The organism is Zhihengliuella salsuginis (assembly GCF_014651715.1).
Lineage (GTDB): Bacteria > Actinomycetota > Actinomycetes > Actinomycetales > Micrococcaceae > Zhihengliuella > Zhihengliuella salsuginis.
The window spans coordinates 159,752-181,800 of the sequence record NZ_BMXK01000008.1 but is presented as its reverse complement, the minus strand read 5'-3'; the positions used below and the strand labels follow the sequence as shown (position 1 = coordinate 181,800).

Genomic DNA, 22,049 nt, shown 5'->3' with positions numbered 1-22,049 from the left:
GCATCACGTCGGGACGGGACCATGGACTCGCTGATCGAAGGACGGACGGAGGAGCCGGCGGAGGAATCCGCCGGCTTCGCCGTTACCCTCGAGCACTTCTCGGGCCCGTTCGAGGTGCTGCTGAACCTCATCGGCAAACGGCAGCTCGACATCACCGAGATCGCGTTGGCGGCGGTCACCGACGAGTTCATCGCCTACATCAGGGAGCTGCGGGGCCGCGTCGGGAACCGGGCGCTGGACGAGACGACCCAGTTCCTCGTCGTCGCCGCCACACTCCTCGACCTCAAAGCGGCCCGGCTCGTCCCCTCCGGCGAGGTCGAGTCCGAGGAGGACATCTCGCTCCTCGAGGCGAGGGACCTCCTGTTCGCCCGCCTGCTCCAGTACAAGGCCTTCAAGGCGGTGGCGGGGGAGCTGCGCCAGCGCTTCGACGCCGAGGGCGGCCGCTTCCCCCGCCAGGTATCCCTCGAACCCCGGTTCGCGGCGCTGCTTCCCGAACTGCTCTGGAAGACGAACGCCGAGGACTTCGCCGCGATCGCCGAGAAGGCCCTCGCCCCCAAGCCCGTCCCCGCCACCGAGGTCGGGCTCGAGCACCTGCACGCACCGGCCGTCAGCGTGCGCGAGCAGGCGGCGGTCATCGCCGACCGGCTGCAGGCCGGGGGATGGCTGAGCTTCGCCGACCTGGCCCACGACGCCGATTCCACCCTCGTGGTCGTCGCCCGTTTTCTGGCCCTGCTGGAGATGTACCGCGACAAGGCCGTCGACTTCGACCAGGCGGACCCGTTGGGGGAGTTGCGCGTCGCATGGGCGGACGCGGAGGCCGGCTGGAGCGCAGACCAGTTGCAGGAAGAATACGACGATGCGCCGGATCCGGTGGGCGCGGGCGAGGAGACGGCATGAGCGAGAACCCTGTCGAGGCCCCCGACGTGCACGATCTGCCGGGCGGCCTGAAGGCGGGCGTCGAGGCGGTCCTCATGGTCGTCGACGAGCCGGTCACCGCGGCCCGCCTGGCCGGTGTTCTGCGCGCCGATCCGGCCGACGTCGCCGGCGCCCTCTGCGAGATCCGCGACTCGCTCCAGGACCGCGGATTCGAGCTGCGCGAGGTCGGCGGAGGCTGGCGCTTCTTCTCGCGGCGTGATTTTGCTCCCTTCGTCTCCCGGTTCGTCATCGACGGGCAGACCGCCCGCCTCACCCAGGCGGCCCTGGAAACGCTTGCGGTCGTGGCCTACCGCCAACCCGTCGCGCGCGGCCGGATCGCCGCGATCCGCGGAGTGAACGTAGACTCTGTCATGCGGACGCTGGCCACACGCGGATTGATCGAGGAGGCGGACACCGACCCGGAGACGGGAGCGGTGCTGTACCAGACGACGTCGTATTTTCTGGAAAGATTGGGGTTGGGCAGTATTTCGGAGCTGCCCCAGCTCTCGCCGCACCTGCCGGGCATCGACGAACTCGACGCAATGGACGGCAACCCGTAGGGGAGCGCCGCCCATCGGCGGCACCCACCACACGCTTCAACGTAAGGACACACCATCATGCAGTCTCCGTCAGGCGGCTCCGGCCGCGGTAGGAAAAACACGCCTGGGGCCCGGTCGCACTCGACGGGCGCCGACAAGGGCGGCACGAGCGGTGCGGGCCAGGACAGCGGCAAGGGCAAGGGAAGCGGCAAGGGCGGCCCGAAGCAGGGCAAGAAGACCGCCGGCAAGCCCGGTTCCAAGACCGGTCAGGCGCCCTCGCGCGCCTTCGCGAAGGAGCGCTTCGGACGCCAGCTCGGCGCGGTGAAGAAGCCCAAGCGGAAGCCGACCGGCCCCACGCTGCGCGACAAGCAGGCCAACGCTGGAAGCGATGCCGGCAGCGATGCCGACGGCGTGCGCCTGCAGAAGGTCATGGCCAACGCCGGCGTCGCGTCCCGCCGTGTCAGCGAGGAGCTGATCGCCGAAGGCCGCGTCGAGGTCAACGGGGAGCCCGTGACCGAGCTGGGGATGCGCGTCGATCCGAGCCGCGACACCATCCACGTCGACGGGATGCGGATCCAGCTCAACGAGACCCTCAAGTACTACGTCTTCAACAAGCCGCGCGGCGTCGTCTCCACCATGGAGGACCCGGAGGGCCGCAAGTGCATCTCCGACTTCGTCAAGAACAAGAGCGAGCGCCTCTTCCACGTCGGCCGGCTCGACGTGAACACCGAGGGCCTGCTGGTCCTCACGAACGACGGCGAGCTCGCCAACCGCCTGACCCACCCGTCCTACGAGGTGCCGAAGAAGTACCTCGTCCAGGTCGCCGGCCCGCTGCCGCACGGCGTCGGAGCTGAGATGAAGAAGGGCATCAAGCTCGAAGACGGGTTCGCGAACGTCGACTCCTTCAAGCTGGTCGACTCGGCGCCGGGCAAGGTCCTGATCGAGGTCGTCCTGCACTCGGGCCGAAACCGGATCGTCCGCCGCCTGTTCGACGCGGTCGGCTTCCCGGTCAAGCGCCTGGTCCGCCTCGAGATGGGCCCGCTGCGCCTGGGCGACCAGAAGCAGGGCGTCGTCCGCCAGCTCGGTCCGCAGGAGGTCGGGCACCTGCTCGCCTCCGTCGACATGTAGGCAGCACCCGCTGCGCCCTCCTGCGGCGCGCCGGTCAACGGTCCGGCGGAGCGATCCGCCCGTGCGAAAGGGAAGAGTGTGGCGAGTGCACACCACGTGAGCGGGCCCGTCCTGATCCTCGGGACCGGGCTCCTCGGCGCGAGCGTCGGGCTCGGGCTGAGCCGGCTCGGAGTCGACGTCCGCTTGTCGGACCCGTCGCCCACGGCGCAGCTCGTGGCCCAGGACATCGGTGCGGGCCGCGTGCTCGGCGCCGGCGAGGCGCTGGATCCGCAGCTCGTCGTCGTCGCCGCGCCGCCGGACGTGGCGGCCGCCGTCGTCCGCGACGCGCTGCGCGCCTACCCGGGTGCGACCGTGATCGACATCGCCTCGGTGAAGGTCTCGATCCTGCACGCGCTGCAGGACGACGTCGACGCCGGTCGCCTGAGCGCCGTGCAGCTGGGCCGCTACGTCGGCACCCACCCCATGGCCGGGCGGGAGAAGTCGGGGCCCGCCGCCGCGCGCGGGGAGCTGTTCACAGCCATGCCGTGGGTCGTCTGCGCCCACCCGGAGTCGGATCCCGCCTCCGTGCGCATCGCCGCCGACGCCGCCATCGACCTGGGGGCGACGGTGGTGCGGCTGGGTGCCGAGGAGCATGACGCCGCGGTCGCTCTGGTCTCGCACTTCCCCCAGATCGCCTCGTCGCTGCTGGCGTCGCGGCTCATGAACGCTCCCGCGCACGCACTGGCCCTGGCGGGCAACGGGCTGCGGGACACGACGCGTATCGCCGCGTCCGACCCCAAGCTCTGGATCCAGATCCTGAGCCACAACTCCGCAGAGCTGGTGGAGATCCTCCACGGCCTGCGCGAGGACCTGAACCGGCTCATCGGGACCCTCGAGGACCCCGGGGCGGACGGCGCGCTCCTCGACCTCGCCGAGCTCATGAGCCAGGGCAACGCCGGGCAGGCGCGCATCCCGGGCAAGCACGGTGCGCCGCCGCAGGCGTTCGCCGTCGTCACGGTGATCGTGGACGACCGGCCCGGCCAGATCGCCGAGCTGCTGACCGCGGTCGGCGAGGCGGGGATCAACCTCGAGGACCTGCGCATGGAGCACTCCTCCGGGCACCAGGTCGGCATGGTGGAGATCTCCGTGCTGCCCGGCCGCAGCGCCGAACTCACAGAATTTTTGATTCAACGAAAGTGGAAGGTGATCCAGTGATCGCAGCCCAGTCACGGCTCGTCGTGGCCATCGACGGACCGTCCGGCTCCGGCAAGTCCTCGGTGGCGAAGGAGGCCGCGCGCCGGCTCGACGCCGCCTACCTCGACACCGGGGCGATGTACCGTGCGGTGACGTGGCACTGCCTCGACGCCGGCACGGACCTGTCCGACGCGGCCGCCGTCGCGCAGGCCGTCCGCGACGCGGATCTGGACATCAGCACGGACCCCGGGACCGAGCGCGTGCTCATCCACGGCACGGACGTGACGGCCACGATCCGGGAGCAGTTCGTCTCCGAGTCGGTCTCCGCGGTGGCCACGAACCTCGAGGCGCGCGCCGAGCTGGTGCGCCGCCAGCGGGAGCTGATCGGCGAGCACGCCAGGATCGTCGCCGAGGGGCGGGACATCACCACCGTGGTGGCGCCCGACGCCCAAACCCGGATCCTCCTGACGGCCTCGGAGGAGGCGCGGATGCGCCGGCGCGGGCTCCAGCTGGGGCAGGTCGACGGTGCTGCGCTGAAGCGCCAGGTCGTCGAACGGGACGCCAAGGACTCCACCGTGTCCAATTTCACGACCGCCACGGACGGCGTCTACACGCTGGATTCGTCGGATCTGGACTTCGAGCAGACCGTCGAGGCCGTGATCTCGTTAGTCGAGGCGGGGTCCTCTCCACTAGACTAGAGCGATTGACCACGGCCTGACCACGACGAAGGAACGAGTGACGATGACCGATTCTGCCTACCAGGGTGACGGCGAAGAGTACCTGCCCGCGGGAGACGACCACGTCGCGGAGCGTTTTTCGGAGATCTCCGACGAGGACGCCGAGGCGCGCGTCGCCTCGCTCCGCGCCGGACTCGGCGACTACGAGCTCGACGAGGAGGACGCAGCGCTGCTGGACGCCGACGGCGAGGATTTCCTCGACGACGAGGACGGTGAGGTCGCGCCGGTCGTGGCCATCATCGGGCGCCCCAACGTCGGCAAGTCGACCCTGGTCAACCGCATCATCGGGCGTCGCGAGGCCGTCGTCGAGGACGTCCCCGGCGTCACCCGCGACCGCGTCGCCTACCAGGCCGAGTGGATGGGCCGCGACTTCACGCTCGTCGACACCGGCGGCTGGGAGCACGACGCCAAGGGCCTCCAGGCTCGCGTGGCCGAGCAGGCGGAGATCGCCGCGGACGTGGCCGACGCCGTGATCTTCGTCGTCGACGCCATGGTCGGCGCCACGGCGACGGACGAGTCGGTCGTGAAGATGCTCCGACGCATCAAGAAGCCCGTCTTCGTTGTGGCAAACAAGATCGACGACTTCAACCAGGAGGCCGAGTCGCACGCCCTGTGGAGCCTCGGCTTCGGGCAGCCGTACCCGGTCTCGGCCCTGCACGGCCGCGGCACGGCCGACCTGCTCGACGACCTGATGAAGAAGCTGCCCGAGTTCTCGGCGTACGGCGGCCTCGTCCCGCGCGGCGGACCCCGCCGCGTGGCCCTCCTCGGGCGCCCGAACGTCGGCAAGTCCTCGCTGCTGAACAAGCTGGCAGGGTCCGAGCGCGTCGTCGTCGACAACTTCGCCGGGACCACGCGCGACCCCGTGGACGAGCTCGTGGAGCTCGGCGGCCGCACGTGGCGCTTCGTGGACACGGCCGGCATCCGCCGCCGCCAGCACATGGCGCACGGCTCCGACTACTACGCGTCCCTGCGCACGCAGAGCGCCCTGGACAAGGCCGAGGTCGCCGTCGTGCTCCTGGCCGTGGACGAGGTGCTCAGCGAGCAGGACGTGCGCATCCTGCAGATGACGATCGACTCGGGCCGCGCGCTCGTGCTGGCCTTCAACAAGTGGGACATGCTCGACGACGAGCGCCGCTACTACCTCGAGCGCGAGATCGAGCGGGACCTCGCGCACGTCGAGTGGGCGCCGCGCGTGAACATGTCGGCCAAGACCGGCTGGCACAAGGACAAGCTCGTGCCCGCCCTCGACGCCGCCCTCGAGTCGTGGGACACCCGCATCCCGACCGGCAAGCTCAACGCCTTCCTGGGCGAGCTCGTGGCCGCGCACCCGCACCCGGTGCGCGGCGGCAAACAGCCGCGCATCCTCTTCGCGACGCAGGCTTCGGCCCGCCCGCCGCGCTTCGTGCTGTTCACCACCGGCTTCCTGGACCCGGGCTACCGCCGCTTCATCACGCGCCGCCTGCGCGAGACGTTCGGCTTCCCGGGCACGCCGATCGAGATCGCGATGCGCGTGCGCGAGAAGCGCGGCCGCCCGGGCAGGTGAGCCGGATCACGCAAGACCTGCTCCTGGCGCGGACACCCCGAAAGATGGGGTAGAGTGTTCGAGGAGCTTTTCGCAGACGGTACCCCGGGCTCGACCCGGGGAGAACGCTGCGAAAACTTCGGGCTGTGGCGCAGCTTGGTAGCGCACATCACTGGGGGTGATGGGGTCGCAGGTTCAAATCCTGTCAGCCCGACTTGAAAGCCCCGGCGAGTTCCACTCGCCGGGGCTTTGTCGTGTCCGCACGCCCTGATGGGCGTGCGGTTCAGGCTTTGCGGTCCTGCCGGGGGATGAGCACCTGCTTGATGATCAGCAGGATCGAGGCCGTGACCGGGATCGCGACGAGCGCGCCGAGCAGCCCGAGCAGGGTGCCGCCGACCAGTGCGCCGATCACCACGAGCGACCCGGGTACCGCGATGGTGCGGTTCATGACGCGGGGTGTCAGCAGGTAGGCCTCGAGCTGCATGTAGACGAGGTACGCGATGCCGAAGGCGAGCGCGTCCGCGGGGCTCGTGAAGAGGGCGAGGAACGTGCCGAGCACCCAGAACACGACCGAGCCGATGAGCGGGATCAGCGTGATGCAGAACGCGGTCACGGCCATGAGCTGCGGGAACGGGAGTCCGAGCACCAGGTGCAGCAGGAAGACGAAGACGGCGTTGATGAAGGCGAGCACCACCATGCCCGCGAGGTAGCTGCCGACCGACGCGGTGATCTCCTCCGTGATCCGCCGTACCGCGACGCGGTTGCGCGCTGGTGCGAGCCGGATCAGGGATTTCTTCATGGTCGGCAGTGAGGCGAGGAAGTAGAGGCCCAGAACCATGACGATCACGACTCCCGACAGGGTGGTGGCCACCGTGGTGCCGACCTGCAGGACGCCGCCGCCGATGGCCGCGATGTTGGATGGATCGGTCAGGAACGTCTGGGCGTCGGCGAGCATCGAGCCGACCCGGTCGCCGAATGTGTCCTCGAGCCAGAGGTAGAGATCGGATGCCTGGAAGTCGGAGATGAGTGCGGGGAGCGAGCGCACGAACTGGGACACCTGCCCGACCACCGTGGGGATGATCAGGAGGAGGACGCCGGCGAGCGCCGTGACGAATCCGCCGCAGACGACGACGATGCTCCACGCCCGCGAGAGTCTGCTGCGCGAAATCCGGCGGACGAGCGGATCGAGCCCGAGCGCGATGAAGAGCGCGAAGGCGATGTAGACGAGCACCGTCGAGAGGTTCGTGATCGCAAGTCCCAGGGCCAGGGCGGTCAGTCCGCCCACGGTGAGGAAGAAGCCGGTCGCGAAGGGGTGGCGGATGAGCGCCCAGGAGGTGCGCTCCGCCGGGGGCTCGACGGACTCGGTCGGCGTGGGCTCGGTGGCGCTCATGACTGTCACTCTAGATGCCGCCACCGGCAGAAACAGGCGCCGCGGCGCAGTGGGATCGGAGGCCGGGTTCGGGGGTGTTTCCACGATCGCGGCTGCTTGAGGCATTCGATGCCCGATTTTGCAAACGTTTTCATGATGATTGACCATCTATTTCCATGATTGTGTACCCAAAGAATGTAAATTGTGGAAACGCTTGCCGTGGACGCGGCGCCTGATTAGTGTGGTGCGGGTCACTTGCGCCCCGGAGGCCCGGCGCGCGCCGCACCTGAAGATCATCGGAGCATCGGTTTGAGGATTTCCAGCAGTCCACCCAGCACGCCCGGCAAGCCCACGCCGTCCCCGCGGGGGACCACGGCCCGCCGGCGGTGGGCGCTCGCGCTCGCGCCCGCCGTCGTCCTGAGCGGGATCGCCGCCGGGGCCGTCGCCCCCGCCGGGGCGGAGGAGCGCGTGGTGACGCTCGCCGGGACCCTGCAGGACGAGCTCGGGTGCGCCGAGGACTGGCAGGCCGCCTGCGAGGCCACGCGGCTGGCCGCCACCGCCGAGCCCGGCGTGTACAGCGCCGACCTGACGCTGCCGGCCGGCACGTACGAGTACAAGATCGCCCTGGACGGCTCCTGGGACGAGGCGTACGGCCTCGACGGCGGCGAGGAGGACATCCCGCTCACCATCGCGGGCGAGACGACCCTGCGCTTCACGTACGACGACGCCAGCCACCGAGTGTCGCTGGTCCCGCTGGATCTCCGCGGGGACTACGCCGAGGCGGACGCCGAACTCGTCGCCGAGCCGGCCCGCCAGCCCGGCAGCGACGAGCAGTTCTACTTCGTCATGACCGACCGCTTCGCCAACGCCGATCCGTCCAACGACACGGGCGGGCTCGAGGGGGACCGGCTGGAGACGGGGTACGACCCCGCCGACAAGGGGTTCTTCCACGGCGGCGACATCGCCGGGCTGCATTCGAAGCTCGACTACATCGAGGGCCTCGGGACCAGTGCGATCTGGCTGACACCCAGCTTCAAGAACAAGCCCGTCCAGGGCGCGGGGGCCGACGCGAGCGCCGGGTACCACGGCTACTGGGTCACGGACTTCACGCAGATCGACCCCCACCTCGGCACGAACGGGGAGCTGGAGGCGCTGATCTCAGACGCGCACGAGCGCGGCATCAAGGTCTACTTCGACATCATCACCAACCACACCGCGGACGTCATCGACTACGAGGAAGGGGTCTACGACTACGTCGACCAGGCGACAAGTCCCTACCGCGACGCCGACGGCGACGCCTTCGACCCGGCGGACTACGCGGGAACCGGGACGTTCCCGGCGCTCGACGCGGCGACGTCGTTCCCGTACACGCCGGCTGCCCGCGAGGCGGACGTCAAGGTCCCCGAGTGGCTCAACGACCCGACGCTTTACCACAACCGCGGCGACTCGACCTGGGAGGGGGAGTCCGTCACGCACGGCGACTTCGTCGGACTGGACGACCTGATGACGGAGCACCCGGATGTGGTGAACGGGTTCGTCGACGTCTACAACGAATGGGTGGACCTCGGGATCGACGGCTTCCGGATCGACACCGCCAAGCATGTGAACTTCGAGTTCTGGGAGGAGTTCAGCTCGCAGCTGCTCGACCACGCGCACGCCGCCGGGAACGACGACTTCTTCATGTTCGGCGAGGTCTACGACGCCGATCCGGAGAAGCTCTCCCCGTACGTCCGGGACTCCGAAATGAACTCCGTCCTCGATTTCACCTTCCAGTCCGCCGCAGCCGGCTTCGCGGGCGGGAACTCCGCTCGGACGCTGGCCAACCTCTACTCCGGCGACGACTACTACACGACCCCGACGACGTCCGCGGCCGCGCTGCCGACGTTCCTGGGCAACCACGACATGGGCCGCATCGGGCATTTCCTGCAGAACCGGGAGAACACGCTCGAGCGCGACGAACTGGCCCACGAGCTGATGTTCCTCACCCGCGGCCAGCCGGTCGTCTACTACGGCGACGAGCAGGGCTTCGCCGGCGCCGGCGGGGACAAGGACGCGCGGCAGTCGCTCTTCGCCACCGAGGTGGCCGAGTACGCCGACCAGCCCCTGGTCACCGGCGAGACCGCCGGCTCCGTGGACCGGTACGACGCCGACGCGCCCCTCTACCGGCACATCGCCGAGCTCTCCGCCCTCCGCGAGGTGCACCCGGCCCTGTCCTCGGGCGCACAGATCGAGCTGCACGCCGACGACGGTCCCGGAGTCTACGCGTTCGCCCGCGTGGACCGGACCGAGAAGACCGAGTACCTGGTCGCCGTGAACAACAGCACCGAGGAGCGCAGCGTCGAGCTGACCACCCTCACCCGCGACGCCTCCTACGCTCCGCTCCACGGCACCGACACCACCGTCGCCTCCGACGCCGCAGGGAAGGCGACGGTCACCGTCCCGGCCCTCGGCGCCGTCGTCCTCAAAGCGGACGCCGCCGTGACCGCGCAGGCCCTTGCCCCCGAGGTCGGCGTCCCCGCCGCCGGGGCCGGCGTCGAAGGGATGACCCCGGTCGCCGTCGATCTGGACGGTGCCGAGGAGTCCGCCGAGGCCGCAGGAGAGGGCTGGGCAGAGACCAGCTTCGCCTGGCGCGTGGCCGGCTCCACCGAGTGGGCGCCGCTGGGTACCGCCGAGGACACCACCCCGCGTGTCTTCCAGGACACCAGCGCGCTCGCCGACGGCACGCTCCTGGAGTACCGGGCCGTCGCCGTCAACGCGGCGGGGGAGCGGTACGCCGCCTCCACCTACGCCTCCGTCGGGAACAGCGTCTCCGGCACCGTGCCGGAGACGCCCGCCCCCGAGATCGACCTGGTCACCGTCCCGGGCAGCCACAACGCGGCGATGGGCTGCGCCGGCGACTGGGACCCCGCCTGCCAGGACGCCGCCCTGACCGAGCAGCCCGGCGGCGTCTACGCCGGCACGTTCGACCTGCCCGCCGGCGACTACGAGTACAAGGTCGCCGTCAACGGCTCCTGGGAGACCAACTACGGCGCCGACGGCGCCCCCGGCGGGGCGAACATCGCCTACTCGCACAGCGGGGGCCCGGTCACCTTCTACTTCGACCCGCGCACCAGCATCGCGCAGTCGGACGCAGAGGGGCCGATCGTCACCCTGTCCGGCAGCCTGCAGGACGAGCTCGGCTGCCCGGCCGACTGGGCGCCGGACTGCCTCGGGACCCTGATGGCAGACGGCGACCGCGACGGCGTCTACGAGTTCACCGCGAAGGGGTTGCCCGCCGGCTCCTATGAGGCGAAGGTTGCCCATGGGCTCTCCTGGGCGGAGAACTACGGGGTGGACGGCGCGCGTGACGGTGCGAACCACACCTTCACCGCCGCCGAGGGCACGCCCGTGACGTTCGCCTACACGCTGGAGACCCACATGCTGCAGATCTCCTCCGGGGACGACGCCGCCGATGAGCTCGCCGGGGTCGGCGAGGAGCGCGCCCACTGGATCGACGCGTCCACCCTGGCCGTCCCGGCGGACCTGGGCGGCGGCGACACGTTCGTGCTCCTCGCCTCCGCAGACGCCGCGCTCCGGCTGGAGGGCGGTGCCGTCACCGGGGCCGACCCCATCCCGCTGGCACCCGTCGAGGGCGGCCTGACCGAGGAGCAGCGCGAGCGCTTCCCGCACCTCGCCGACGCCCTGGCCCTCCGTCTCGAGACGGACGACGCCGCCACCCTCCTGCGCGGCCAGCTCGCCCTGGCGCGCTACGCCACCACCGAGGAGGCTGCGGGTGACGCCGCGGCGCAGCCGACCCTGACCGCCTTCACCGGGGTCCAGATCCCGGGCGCGGTGGACGACCTCTACGCGGAGGCGCTCGCCGACGTCGAACTCGGCGCCACGTTCACCGGCAAGAAGCCGACGTTCCGGCTCTGGGCGCCGACCGCCCAGACCGCCACCCTTCTCACCTGGCCGGCCGGCACCAGCGAGGGCGACGACTCCGCCGGGGTCGACCCGACCCGGCACGAGGCCGAGCTCGATCCCGCCAGCGGCACCTGGACCGTCCCCGGCCACCCGCGCCTCGCGGATGCCGAGTACCAGTGGGAGGTGCGCGTCTACGCGCCCGAGACCGGGCGGATCGAGACCAACCTGGTCACCGACCCGTACTCTGTGGCCCTGACCCTGAACTCCCAGCGGTCCGTCGCCGTCAGCGTGCAAAGCCCGCACCACCAGCCCAAGCAGTGGCGCAAGGAACGCGCGGAGCCGATCGAGAAGGACGTGGACAGGGCGATCTACGAGCTGCACATCCGCGACTTCTCCATTGGCGACGAGACCGTCGCCGAGGAACTGCGCGGCACCTACGGCGCCTTCGCTGCCGACAGCGCCGGCACCGACCAGCTCAAGCAGCTCGCGGACGCCGGCATCACCACCGTCCACCTGCTGCCAAGCTTCGATATCGCCACCATCGAGGAGGACCGCGCCGCCCAGGCCGTGCCGGACTGCGACCTCGAGACCTTCGGACCCGCCTCCAGCGAGCAGCAGGCCTGCATCGCCGCTGCGGCCGCCGGGGACGGTTTCAACTGGGGCTACGATCCGTACCACTTCATGGCCCCCGAGGGCTCCTACGCGGTGGAACCGGACGGGGCGAGCCGGGTCGAGGAGTTCCGGACCATGGTGGGTGCGCTGCACGGCATGGGACTTGAGGTCGTGCTGGACCAGGTCTTCAACCACACCGCCGCCTCCGGGCAGGCGGAGCGGAGCGTGCTGGACAAGATCGTTCCCGGCTACTACCACCGGCTCGACGCGGCCGGCGAGGTCGAGACCTCCACGTGCTGCCAGAACATCGCCACCGAGCACGCCGCGGCCGAGAAGCTCATGGTCGACGCCGTCGTCCACTGGGCGCGGGCGTACAAGGTCGACGGCTTCCGGTTCGATCTGATGGGACACCACTCCCGGGCCAACATGGAGGCCGTGCGCGCCGCACTCGATGAGCTCACCCTCGACGCCGACGGCGTCGAAGGATCGGCGATCTACTTCTACGGCGAAGGCTGGAACTTCGGCGAGGTCGCGGACAATGCGCTCTTCCACCAGGCTGCGCAGGGCCAGCTCGACGGCACCGGGATCGGCACCTTCAACGACCGGCTGCGCGACGCCGTGCACGGCGGCAGCCCCGTCGACTCGTCGTCGACCCTCAAGCAGGGCTTCGGCACCGGCCTCGGCACGGACCCGAACGGGAACCCGGTCAACGGCACCACCGAGGAGGCGCTCGCCGACCTCGCGCACCAGTCCGACCTGGTCCGGCTCGGCCTGGCCGGGAACCTGCGCGACTTCGAACTCCGCGCCTCCGACGGCGAGATCAGGAGTGGGGAAGACCTGGACTACCGCGGTTCCCCCGCCGGTTACGCGTCCCAGCCGGGCGAGGTCGTGAACTACGTGGACGCCCACGACAACGAGACCCTCTACGACCTGACGGCTCTCAAACTCCCGCGGGACACCAGCATGGCGGACCGCGTGCGCATGAACACGCTCTCGCAGGCGACTGTGATGTTCTCCCAGGGTGTGCCGTTCTGGCACGCCGGCACCGAGCTGCTGCGCTCCAAGTCCCTGGACCGCAACAGCTACGACTCCGGCGACTGGTTCAACCGCATCGACTGGACGGGCCGGGAGAACACCTTCGGCTCCGGCCTGCCGCCGGCGCCGGACAACGCGGACAAGTGGGGGCTCATGGCCCCGCTCCTCGAGGACCCGGCGCTCAAGCCGGACGCCGAGGCCATGGCCGACGCCGAGGCCGCCGCACTCGACCTGCTGACGGTGCGCCGGGACGTGGCGCTGCTCCGCCTCGGTTCCGCCGAGCTCATCCGCGAGAAGGTCGCGTTCCCGCTGAGCGGCCCGGAGGCGACGCCGGGGGTGATCGTCATGCACATCGACGACCTCGCCGGCGACGACGTCGACCCGGATCTCGACGGAGCGCTCGTGGTCTTCAACGCCTCGCCGCGGGAGTCGACGCAGACCGTCGACGCGCTCGCCGGCAGGGACTACGTCCTGGCGACCGCCCAGGCCGACGGAGCGGACGGCGTCGTCAAGGAGACCGCGTGGGACGCGGGGACCGGGTCCGTGACGATCCCGGCGCGCACCGCGGCGGTCCTCGTCGAGGGGCAGGGCTGACCCGCCCCGGCCGCGGGGCGCGCCTGACGTACATTGGTGGCGATGGGACCCGAAGATCAGGAGTGGGATATGACCGGGGCGACAGCCGCTGAAAGCACTACCGAGGACGACGTCGTCGCCCGCCTGGCCGGACGCGTCGCCGTGCGCGACGACGTCGTGCCGGGTCGCCACGGAGACATCCCCGTCCGGCGGTACTGCCCCGCGGGCAGCGAGTTCGGCGGGGCCGGGCACGCCCTCGTGTGGGCGCACGGGGGCGCCTTCTGCCGCGGCGGGCTCGACCAGTTCGAGTCGCACGCGGTGGCGGCCGCGCTCGCAGCGCACGGAATCGACGTCGTGGCACTCGACTACCGTCTCGTGCCCGCCTGGGACGGTCCCGACGCCGGCGGTGACGGGGGAGTCCGCTACCCGGTGCCCGTCGACGACGTCGTGGACGCCTACCGGCACGTGCGCGCCGAGCTCGGCCGCGCGACCGCTCTGGGCGGAGCCAGCGCCGGTGCGTGTCTCGCAGCGGCCGCGACGTGGTCGATGTCGCGGGGCTCCGGCCCCGGGCCGAGCGCCCTCGCGCTCGTCTACCCGACGCTGCACGCTCAGCTGCCGCCGCTCGGCGACGAGCTCGCCGCAGCGCTGCTCGGCCCCTGGGCCGAGGGCCAGTTCACGCCGGCGCGGGTGCACGCGATGAACAGGAACTACGCCGGCCGCGACGACGCTCTGGACGAGGCCTACGCCTTCCCAGGCGGACACGACGTGACGGGGTTTCCCCCGACGCTCGTGCTCGACGCCGAGCACGACTCCCTCCGTGCCTCCGGGGCGGCCTTCGTCGGCGAACTGCGGGCGGCCGGGGTCGCCACCGCGTACCGTGTGCAGGCCGGGGCGTCGCACGGATTCATGAACCATCCGGCGGAGACGGCATTCGGCGCGGGGGCGGACTGGATCGGGGGGTGGCTGGCCGACCGCTCAGCCGGGGGAGGAGGGCCGGGTGCCGGGGCCCGCGCAGATGACCGCCAGCTGTGAATTTCACCCGGTCTCCCACATTCGGGCGTGCATCAAGTGATAACGACATGATTAACTTGGGTTAGTCTGGAGGGACCAAACCTGACAGTTGGCGCGGAGCAGTGTTGCGGCGTTGAACTGAGGTTTTACAGTGTGATTGAGGAGGAGACGCCATGGGTGCTCAAGAGGGTCTGGGAGAGCCGACACAGACGCCAGCCGAGCGGGCGGCGCAAACGACGAACATCAGCCTGCCGCCGTCGCCGGAGGCTCCTGCGATCGATCACACCCTGTCGGCGGAAGAGCGTGATGCTGTCGCAGCGCTCCCCAGCGGATCTGCGCTGCTCATCGCGCACGAGGGACCGAACCGGGGCGCCCGCTTCCTGCTCGACGAGGAGGTGACGACCGCCGGTCGCCACCCGGAGGCAGACATCTTCCTCGACGACGTCACGGTCTCACGACGCCACGCCGAGTTCCGCCGCACGGAAGCGGGTTTCGACGTTGCCGACGCGGGAAGCCTCAACGGCACCTACGTCAACCACGACCGGGTCGACGCCGTAGCGCTGCGAACCGGTGCGGAGGTGCGGATCGGCAAGTTCCGGCTCACCTTCTACGCAGGCACTCAGGCTTCCCAGGGACTTTAGGACTTTCCACGTTGGTTTCATCCGCAAACGCACGCCGGCAGACCGCCGCCGGTGAGGCGGTGCGCCCGCAGGTGCTCAACATCGGCGAAGTGCTCTCCGAACTATCGGACGATTTCCCGCAGATCACCGCCTCCAAGATTCGCTTCCTGGAGGAGAAGGGGCTCATCACCCCGCAGCGCACGGCCGCCGGCTATCGCAAGTACAGCCCCGGCGACATCGACCGGCTCCGCTTCATCCTGGCCCTCCAGCGGGACCAGTACCTCCCGCTGAAGGTCATCAAGGACTACCTCGACGCCGTCGACCGGGGCGAGCGGCCGGAGCAGCTGCCCGGCGGCCTCAAGCTGGCGCCGCGCAGCGTCAGCGAGCAGCTGGCCCAGGAGCTCTCGGGCCACACACGCGACCTGACGCGCTCCGAGCTCATCGGCAGCAGTGGCGCCAGCGACGAGCTCATCGAGGAGCTGCTGGGCTTCGGACTGATCGAGGCGGACGACGACCGGTTCGACGAGCACGGCGCGCGCGTCGTCGCCTCCGCAGTGAAGCTCTCGGGCTTCGGCATCGAGCCGAGGCACCTGCGCGCGTTCCGGACGGCCGCCGACCGCGAGCTCGGCCTCGTCGAGCGGGCCATCGTGCCGGTGAGCTCCCGCAAGACCGTCTCGTCCCGCGCCCACGCCGCGGAGACGGCCCGGGAGATCAGCGACGCGTGCCTGGCGCTGCACACCGCTCTCGTGCAGGGTGCCATTTCGAAGCTGGATCACTAGTCTGGTAGTACCGGTCCGGCTCGCACCGGGCCGGTGCCGGGACATCGGCCACTGGACCGCTTCAGGGAGGCACGCATGATGGACATCGACGTCGTGGGGGTACGCATCGAGCTGCCCTCGAACCAACCGCTGATCCTCCTGAAGGAACACGAGGGCGAACGGCACCTCCCCATCTGGATCGGGGCCCCGGAAGCCTCGGCGATCGCCATGAGCCTGCAGGGGATCACGACGCCGCGGCCGATGACCCACGACCTGCTGGCCAAGGTCGTCGAGGCGGCGGGCCAGGAGGTCACGGAGATCAAGATCGTGGACGTCCGCGACGCCGTCTTCTACGCACGCATCGTCCTCTCCAACGGTGCGGAGGTGGATTCCAGAGCGTCCGACGCGGTCGCACTCGCCCTCCGCACGGGCTCGCCTCTGCGCTGCGCCGATCAGGTGATCGAGGAGGCGGGCGTCCTCATCTCCGGTGACGAGGGAGACGGCTCAGGCGACCAGAACGAGGAGCAGGTGCGGGAATTCCGCGAGTTCCTGGCCGACATAGAACCCGAGGATTTCGACAAGTAGCCGGAGGCCGCGACACGCCCTCAAGTTAAACTTGAAGGTCATTGACCGGACCCCCCTCGCCCCGTAGCGTCAGAGCTAAGGTTCTCATTGCCTCGGGCGGCGAAACGTCGGCACAATGGATGGAGGCGTCCACTGTGCCGGTGCCGTGCGAGCACTTCCCCACGGGGAGCCACGACAAGGAGGGTTCACGTGAGTCCGACCAGCGATCACCGCGCCGAGCCGGGCAGCCAGGCTGCTTCGGCAGCCAGCCATGCCCAAGGACTACTGTTCACGGAAGACCTGCCGGTTCTCGACGAGGACGCGGGCTACCGCGGGCCGATCGTCTGCAAGGCGGCCGGAATCACGTACCGTCAGCTCGACTACTGGGCCCGCACGGGCCTGGTCGAACCCGCTGTCCGCGGAGCACAGGGCTCCGGCAGCCAGCGGCTGTACAGTTTCCGCGACATTCTCGTGCTCAAGGTGGTCAAGCGCCTGCTCGACACGGGCGTCTCCCTGCAGCAGATCCGCACCGCCGTCGGACACCTGCGCGAACGCGGCGTCGAGGACCTGGCGCAGATCACCCTGATGTCCGACGGCGCCTCCGTCTACGAGTGCACCTCCGCCGACGAGGTCATCGACCTCGTCCAGGGCGGTCAGGGCGTCTTCGGGATCGCCGTCGGCCGCGTCTGGCGCGAGGTCGAGGGCAGCCTGTCGGAACTGCCCAGCGAGCATGCCGCGGAGGAGCACGAGTACCCCGAAGACGAGCTCAGCCGCCGTCGCGCCGCCAAGAAGCGCACCGCCAGCTAGAGAGCGCACGCCACGAAACGACGACGCCGGCACCCGGGTGGGTGCCGGCGTCGAATGTTTAAGGTCCGCCGGGTGCCGCGCGGCGGCACCGTGCCACGGGGCTAGGGAGCGGCTGCGCGGACCCGCGGGCGCTTGGCCGCGCCGGAAGTCCCGGTCAGGCTCTGGACGAGCTGGTCGAAATGACGGGCCGTGCTCCGCGCGGATTCGCCCGGCCACTGGTGCACGGAGTACGCGGCGCCCTGGATCTGCTGCCAGTCGGGCTGCTCCGGCAGGACCGGGTTCAGTAGTTGTGCACCGAACATGCGGCGCATCTCGGAGAGCCGGAAGCGCTGCTCGGTCGACGAGTCGCGGAACCGGTTGGCCACGACGCTGGTCGTGTTCAGGCTGGTGTTGAACTCGTTGCGGAACATCTCGAGGGCGCGCATCGTGCGCTCGGTTCCCGCAACGGAGAAGAGACTCGGCTCGGCGACCAGAACGGCCTGATTGCTGGCCGTCCAGGCCATCCGGGTCAGCCCGTTGAGCGAGGGTGGGCAGTCGATGAGGACCAGCTGGTACTTCGTAGTCTTCTCGAGCAGCGTCTTGAGGCGCCGGAGGTCGCGCGGACGCAGATCCGGACGATCGTAGACCGTGCCGAACGAACCGCCGACCGCGACGTCGAGGACCGGCCCCTGGGCCGATTTGTCCCGCTGCGTCCACGGGCTCACGGCCGCGTTGGCCTGGAGGTCTCCGCGGCGGCCCGCCTTGATCTGGCGGCCGACTTCCTGCTGGGGTCCGGAGAGGGCGACGCCGAGGCCGGTGCTGGCGTCCGCATGGGGGTCCAGATCAACGATGAGAGTGGGAATGCCGGCGGCCAGCGCCGCGGACGCCAGACCCAATGTTACGGACGTTTTCCCGACTCCGCCCTTGAGACTGCTGATGCTCACAACCTGCACGGAACCGACCACTTCCCCTTCTGTGTCTTGATGTCCGCAACCTACCCGGTCAATCATACGGGGCTTTGCCCGGCAGACCCCAACGCCACCCTGAGGCGCGGGCGGAGACTTCGGGAGACAACAATTGTGGCAGGTGCGATGCGTCACGGTAGCCTTGTCGAAGTTGTCAGACACGATGATGTGTCTGAGGCCGAGGTGCGTCGCCGACCCCGGCGCTCTCGTGTCTTGCCCCGATGGAATCAGGAGCATTATGTTCAAGAAGGTATTGGTCGCCAACCGCGGCGAGATCGCGATCCGGGCCTTCCGTGCCGGCTACGAGCTGGGCGCGAAGACCGTCGCCGTCTACCCGTACGAGGATCGCGGTTCGATCCACCGCCAGAAGGCGGACGAGGCTTACCAGATCGGCGAGGAGGGGCACCCGGTCCGGGCCTACCTCGACGTCGACGAAGTCATCCGCGTGGCGACCGAGTCGGGTGTGGATGCCATCTACCCGGGGTACGGATTCATGTCCGAGAACCCGGATCTGGCTCGCGCCGCACGCGACGCCGGGATCACGTTCGTGGGCCCGCCGCCCGAGGTCCTGGAACTGGCCGGCAACAAGGTCGAGGCCCTGCGCGCGGCTCGCAGTGCGGGCATCCCAGTGCTGGAGTCCTCTGAGCCGAGCAACGACGAGGACTACCTGTTCGCCGAGGCCGACCGGATCGGATTCCCGATCTTCGTCAAGGCGGTCGCCGGAGGCGGCGGTCGCGGCATGCGCCGCGTGGACAAGCGCGAGGACCTGGCGGAGCTCCTCGGCGCGGCGATGCGTGAGGCGGGAACCGCCTTCGGCGATTCGACCGTGTTCCTCGAGCAGGCCGTGCTGCGCCCGCGCCACATCGAGGTGCAGATCCTGGCCGACGGCGAGGGCAACGTCGTCCACCTCTTCGAGCGTGACTGCTCGCTCCAGCGCCGGCACCAGAAGGTCATCGAGATGGCCCCTGCCCCCAACCTGGACGAGGACATCCGTCAGGCCCTGTACGCGGACGCCGTGAAGTTCGCGAAGGCCCTGAACTACCAGAACGCGGGCACGGTCGAGTTCCTCGTCGACACGGTCGGCGACCGGGCCGGCGAGCACGTGTTCATCGAAATGAACCCGCGCATCCAGGTCGAGCACACGGTCACCGAGGAGATCACCGACGTCGACCTGGTCTCGGCCCAGATGCGGATCGCGGCGGGGGAGACCCTGGAGCAGCTGGAGATCCGCCAGGAGGAGCTGGCGATCCGCGGCGCGGCGATGCAGTGCCGGATCACCACCGAGGACCCGTCCAACGGTTTCCGCCCCGACGTCGGCACGATCAGCGTCTACCGGTCGGCGGGCGGGTCGGGGGTCAGGCTCGACGGCGGCACGATCTACACCGGCGCCGAGGTGTCCCCGCACTTCGACTCGATGCTGGTGAAGCTCACCTGCCGCGGCCGGGACTACGAGATGGCCGTGCGCCGTGCCCGGCGCGCCCTGGCCGAGTTCCGCATCCGCGGCGTGGCCACGAACATCCCCTTCCTCATGAACGTACTGGACGATCCGCAGTTCATCGCGGGCGACGTCGCCACCGACTTCATCGATTCGCGACCGGACCTCCTGGTCGGCAACCGGAGCCAGGACCGCGGCACGAAGGCACTCACGTACCTGGCCGACACGACCGTGAACAAGCCCAACGGCGAACGCGTCGACGGGATCGACCCGCGGGCGAAGCTGCCCTACTACCCGGGGGACAAGTCGGAACAGCCCGAGCGCAGCCCGTTCGACGGGCCGGCCCCCGGCGTGACGCCGCCGGACGGCTGGCGGCAGGTGCTGCTCGAGAAGGGCCCGGAGGGCTTCGCCGCCGAACTGCGCTCGCGTACGGCCGTCGGCATCACCGACACCACCTTCCGGGACGCGCACCAGTCGCTCCTGGCAACGCGCGTCCGGACCCGGGACCTCCTTGCCGCGGCCCCGGCCATGGCGCACACCCTGCCGCAGCTGTTCTCCATGGAGGTCTGGGGCGGGGCGACCTACGACGTCTCCCTGCGCTTCCTCGGCGAGGACCCGTGGAAGCGGCTCGAACTGCTGCGGGCCGAGCTGCCGAACATCCCGCTGCAGATGCTGCTGCGCGGGCGGAACACGGTCGGCTACACGCCGTACCCGACCGAGGTGACGGACGCGTTCGTCGCGGAGGCCGCCGCGACGGGCATCGACATCTTCCGCATCTTCGACGCACTGAACGACGTCTCGCAGATGGCCCCGGCCATCGAGGCCGTGCGCAAGACTGGGACGGCCGTCGCCGAGGTGGCCCTGTGCTACACGGGCAACCTGCTGGACCCGGCCGAGGATCTCTACACGCTGGAGTACTACCTCGAGCTCGCCGGCCGGATCGTCGACGCCGGTGCGCACATCCTGGCCATCAAGGACATGGCGGGCCTGCTGCGCCCGGCCGCGGCCGCGAAACTCGTCCGTGCTCTGCGCGAACGATTCGACGTGCCGGTGCACCTGCACACGCACGACACCGCGGGAGGCCAGCTGGCCACCATCATGGCCGCAGTCGAGGCGGGCGTCGACGCGGTCGACGTCGCGGTCGCGTCCATGGCCGGCACCACGAGCCAGCCGGCGATGTCGGCGACCGTCGCCGCTCTGGCCCACACCGAGCGCGACACCGGGATCGACTTGGAGGCCGCCGCCGGCATGGAGCCGTACTGGGAGGCCGTGCGCACCATGTACGCGCCGTTCGAGTCGGGTCTCTCCGGGCCGACAGGCCGGGTCTACCGGCACGAGATCCCGGGCGGACAGCTGTCCAACCTGCGCCAGCAGGCCATCGCCCTGGGGCTCGGCGAGCGTTTCGAGGCCATCGAAGACATGTACACGGCGGCCAACGCGATGCTCGGCCGCCTCGTCAAGGTGACCCCGTCGTCGAAGGTCGTCGGCGACCTGGCCCTGCAGCTCGTCGGCATGGGCGTCGATCCGGCGGAGTTCGAGGCGAACCCCAACGCGTTCGACATCCCGGAATCGGTCATCCAGTTCCTCTCCGGCGAGCTGGGCGACCCGCCCGGTGGCTGGCCCGAGCCCTTCCGTTCCAAGGCGCTCGAGGGCCGCACGGTCAAGACCCGCGTGGAGTCCTTGTCGGAGGAGGAGCAGGCGGGGCTCGACGCGGATTCGGCGACCCGCCGGTCGACCCTGAACCGGCTGCTGTTCCCGGGCCCGACGCGCGACTTCGAGGCCACTATCGCCTCGTACGGCAATGTGTCCGTGCTCGGCACGCGCGACTACCTATACGGCCTCAAGCCGGGGGCCGAGCACGTGATCTCGCTCGGCAAGGGCGTCCGCCTGCTCGCCACGCTGCAGGCGATCAGCGAACCCGACGAGAAGGGCATGCGCACGGTGATGTGCACGCTGAACGGCCAGATGCGCCAGATCGTCGTCCGCGACCGCTCCGTGGAATCCACGGTCAAGGCCGCGGAGAAGGCGGACACGGGCAACTCCGGCCACGTGCCGGCTCCCTTCGCCGGCGCGGTCACGGCGGCGGTCGCCGCCGGCGACGTCGTCGAGGCCGGGGACACGGTGGCGACCATCGAGGCCATGAAGATGGAGGCGGCCATCACGACGACGGTGGGCGGCAAGGTCTCCCGCGTCGCCATCAGCGGGACCGCCCAGGTCGACGGCGGCGACCTGCTGCTCGTCATCGATCCGGCCTGATCCGACCGGGCGCAGGGGAGATCACGCCCGGGCGCCCGCCGGGCCGGCACCACCACGGTGCCGGCCCGGCGGGCGCTCCCGTCTGTGGGTTAGGGTGTGTGCTGAGTGTGTGGCCGACAGGGCGACGACCCATGAGTGAGAGGGCGAC

The 22,049-nt window shown here is 70.0% G+C and carries 15 protein-coding genes and 1 tRNA gene; 14 read left to right on the top strand and 2 right to left on the bottom strand.

The genetic code is table 11. The annotated features are described in order from the left end of the window. Window positions 1-21 precede the first annotated feature (21 nt). The 7 genes from IE069_RS10670 (at window position 22) to IE069_RS10640 (ending at window position 6,228) form a co-directional block, all read left to right on the top strand. On the top strand, window positions 22-897 hold the full coding sequence (locus IE069_RS10670; protein WP_189350329.1) for a segregation and condensation protein A: 876 nt from the start codon (window positions 22-24) through the stop codon (window positions 895-897). Continuing rightward, complete coding sequence (gene scpB / locus IE069_RS10665; RefSeq protein ID WP_189350327.1) at window positions 894-1,475, top strand: SMC-Scp complex subunit ScpB; 582 nt, start codon at window positions 894-896, stop codon at window positions 1,473-1,475. The genes IE069_RS10670 and scpB overlap by 4 nt, the downstream gene beginning before the upstream one ends. 57 nt (window positions 1,476-1,532) lie before the next feature. After that, entirely contained in the window at window positions 1,533-2,582 is a 1,050-nt protein-coding gene (locus IE069_RS10660) for a pseudouridine synthase (protein WP_189350326.1), read from the top strand. A gap of 78 nt (window positions 2,583-2,660) precedes the next feature. Further along, window positions 2,661-3,776: a prephenate dehydrogenase gene (locus tag IE069_RS10655; RefSeq protein WP_373287812.1), complete on the top strand. Its 1,116-nt coding sequence runs from the start codon at window positions 2,661-2,663 to the stop codon at window positions 3,774-3,776. After that, a complete protein-coding gene (gene cmk, locus IE069_RS10650; RefSeq protein ID WP_229791083.1) occupies window positions 3,773-4,453 on the top strand; it encodes a (d)CMP kinase in 681 nt (226 codons plus the stop codon). Before IE069_RS10655 ends, cmk begins: the two co-directional genes overlap by 4 nt. Window positions 4,454-4,496: 43 nt before the next feature. Continuing rightward, a complete protein-coding gene (gene der, locus IE069_RS10645) occupies window positions 4,497-6,035 on the top strand; it encodes a ribosome biogenesis GTPase Der (RefSeq protein WP_189350320.1) in 1,539 nt (512 codons plus the stop codon). 119 nt (window positions 6,036-6,154) lie between these two features. Then, window positions 6,155-6,228 (top strand) — tRNA-Pro (locus tag IE069_RS10640). Between the two features lie 69 nt (window positions 6,229-6,297). Here the strand turns inward: IE069_RS10640 and IE069_RS10635 are convergent. Next, complete coding sequence (locus tag IE069_RS10635; protein ID WP_229791082.1) at window positions 6,298-7,404, bottom strand: AI-2E family transporter; 1,107 nt, start codon at window positions 7,402-7,404, stop codon at window positions 6,298-6,300. Window positions 7,405-7,698: 294 nt separating this feature from the next. On the opposite strand from IE069_RS10635, the gene pulA reads away from it, so the two are divergent. From pulA to IE069_RS10605, 6 genes are all read left to right on the top strand, one after another. Further along, a complete protein-coding gene (gene pulA / locus IE069_RS10630; protein WP_189350385.1) occupies window positions 7,699-13,527 on the top strand; it encodes a pullulanase-type alpha-1,6-glucosidase in 5,829 nt (1,942 codons plus the stop codon). Between the two features lie 42 nt (window positions 13,528-13,569). Next, complete coding sequence (locus IE069_RS10625; RefSeq protein ID WP_229791081.1) at window positions 13,570-14,538, top strand: alpha/beta hydrolase fold domain-containing protein; 969 nt, start codon at window positions 13,570-13,572, stop codon at window positions 14,536-14,538. A gap of 152 nt (window positions 14,539-14,690) precedes the next feature. Further along, the gene (locus IE069_RS10620) at window positions 14,691-15,158 is read left to right on the top strand and encodes an FHA domain-containing protein (RefSeq protein WP_189350316.1); all 468 of its coding nucleotides are present in this window, start codon (window positions 14,691-14,693) and stop codon (window positions 15,156-15,158) included. 11 nt (window positions 15,159-15,169) lie between these two features. After that, complete coding sequence (gene ftsR / locus IE069_RS10615; protein WP_189350313.1) at window positions 15,170-15,916, top strand: transcriptional regulator FtsR; 747 nt, start codon at window positions 15,170-15,172, stop codon at window positions 15,914-15,916. Between the two features lie 75 nt (window positions 15,917-15,991). Next, a complete protein-coding gene (locus IE069_RS10610; RefSeq protein WP_189350311.1) occupies window positions 15,992-16,480 on the top strand; it encodes a bifunctional nuclease family protein in 489 nt (162 codons plus the stop codon). Between the two features lie 189 nt (window positions 16,481-16,669). Further along, window positions 16,670-17,266 (top strand): MerR family transcriptional regulator, encoded by a 597-nt coding sequence (locus tag IE069_RS10605; protein WP_189350309.1) that lies wholly within the window; start codon window positions 16,670-16,672, stop codon window positions 17,264-17,266. A gap of 101 nt (window positions 17,267-17,367) precedes the next feature. Here IE069_RS10605 and IE069_RS10600 read toward each other — a convergent pair whose 3' ends face one another. Further along, complete coding sequence (locus IE069_RS10600; protein ID WP_189350307.1) at window positions 17,368-18,198, bottom strand: ParA family protein; 831 nt, start codon at window positions 18,196-18,198, stop codon at window positions 17,368-17,370. A gap of 250 nt (window positions 18,199-18,448) precedes the next feature. Between IE069_RS10600 and IE069_RS10595 the strand changes: the two genes are divergently transcribed. Next, complete coding sequence (locus tag IE069_RS10595; protein WP_189350305.1) at window positions 18,449-21,901, top strand: pyruvate carboxylase; 3,453 nt, start codon at window positions 18,449-18,451, stop codon at window positions 21,899-21,901. Window positions 21,902-22,049 lie beyond the last annotated feature (148 nt).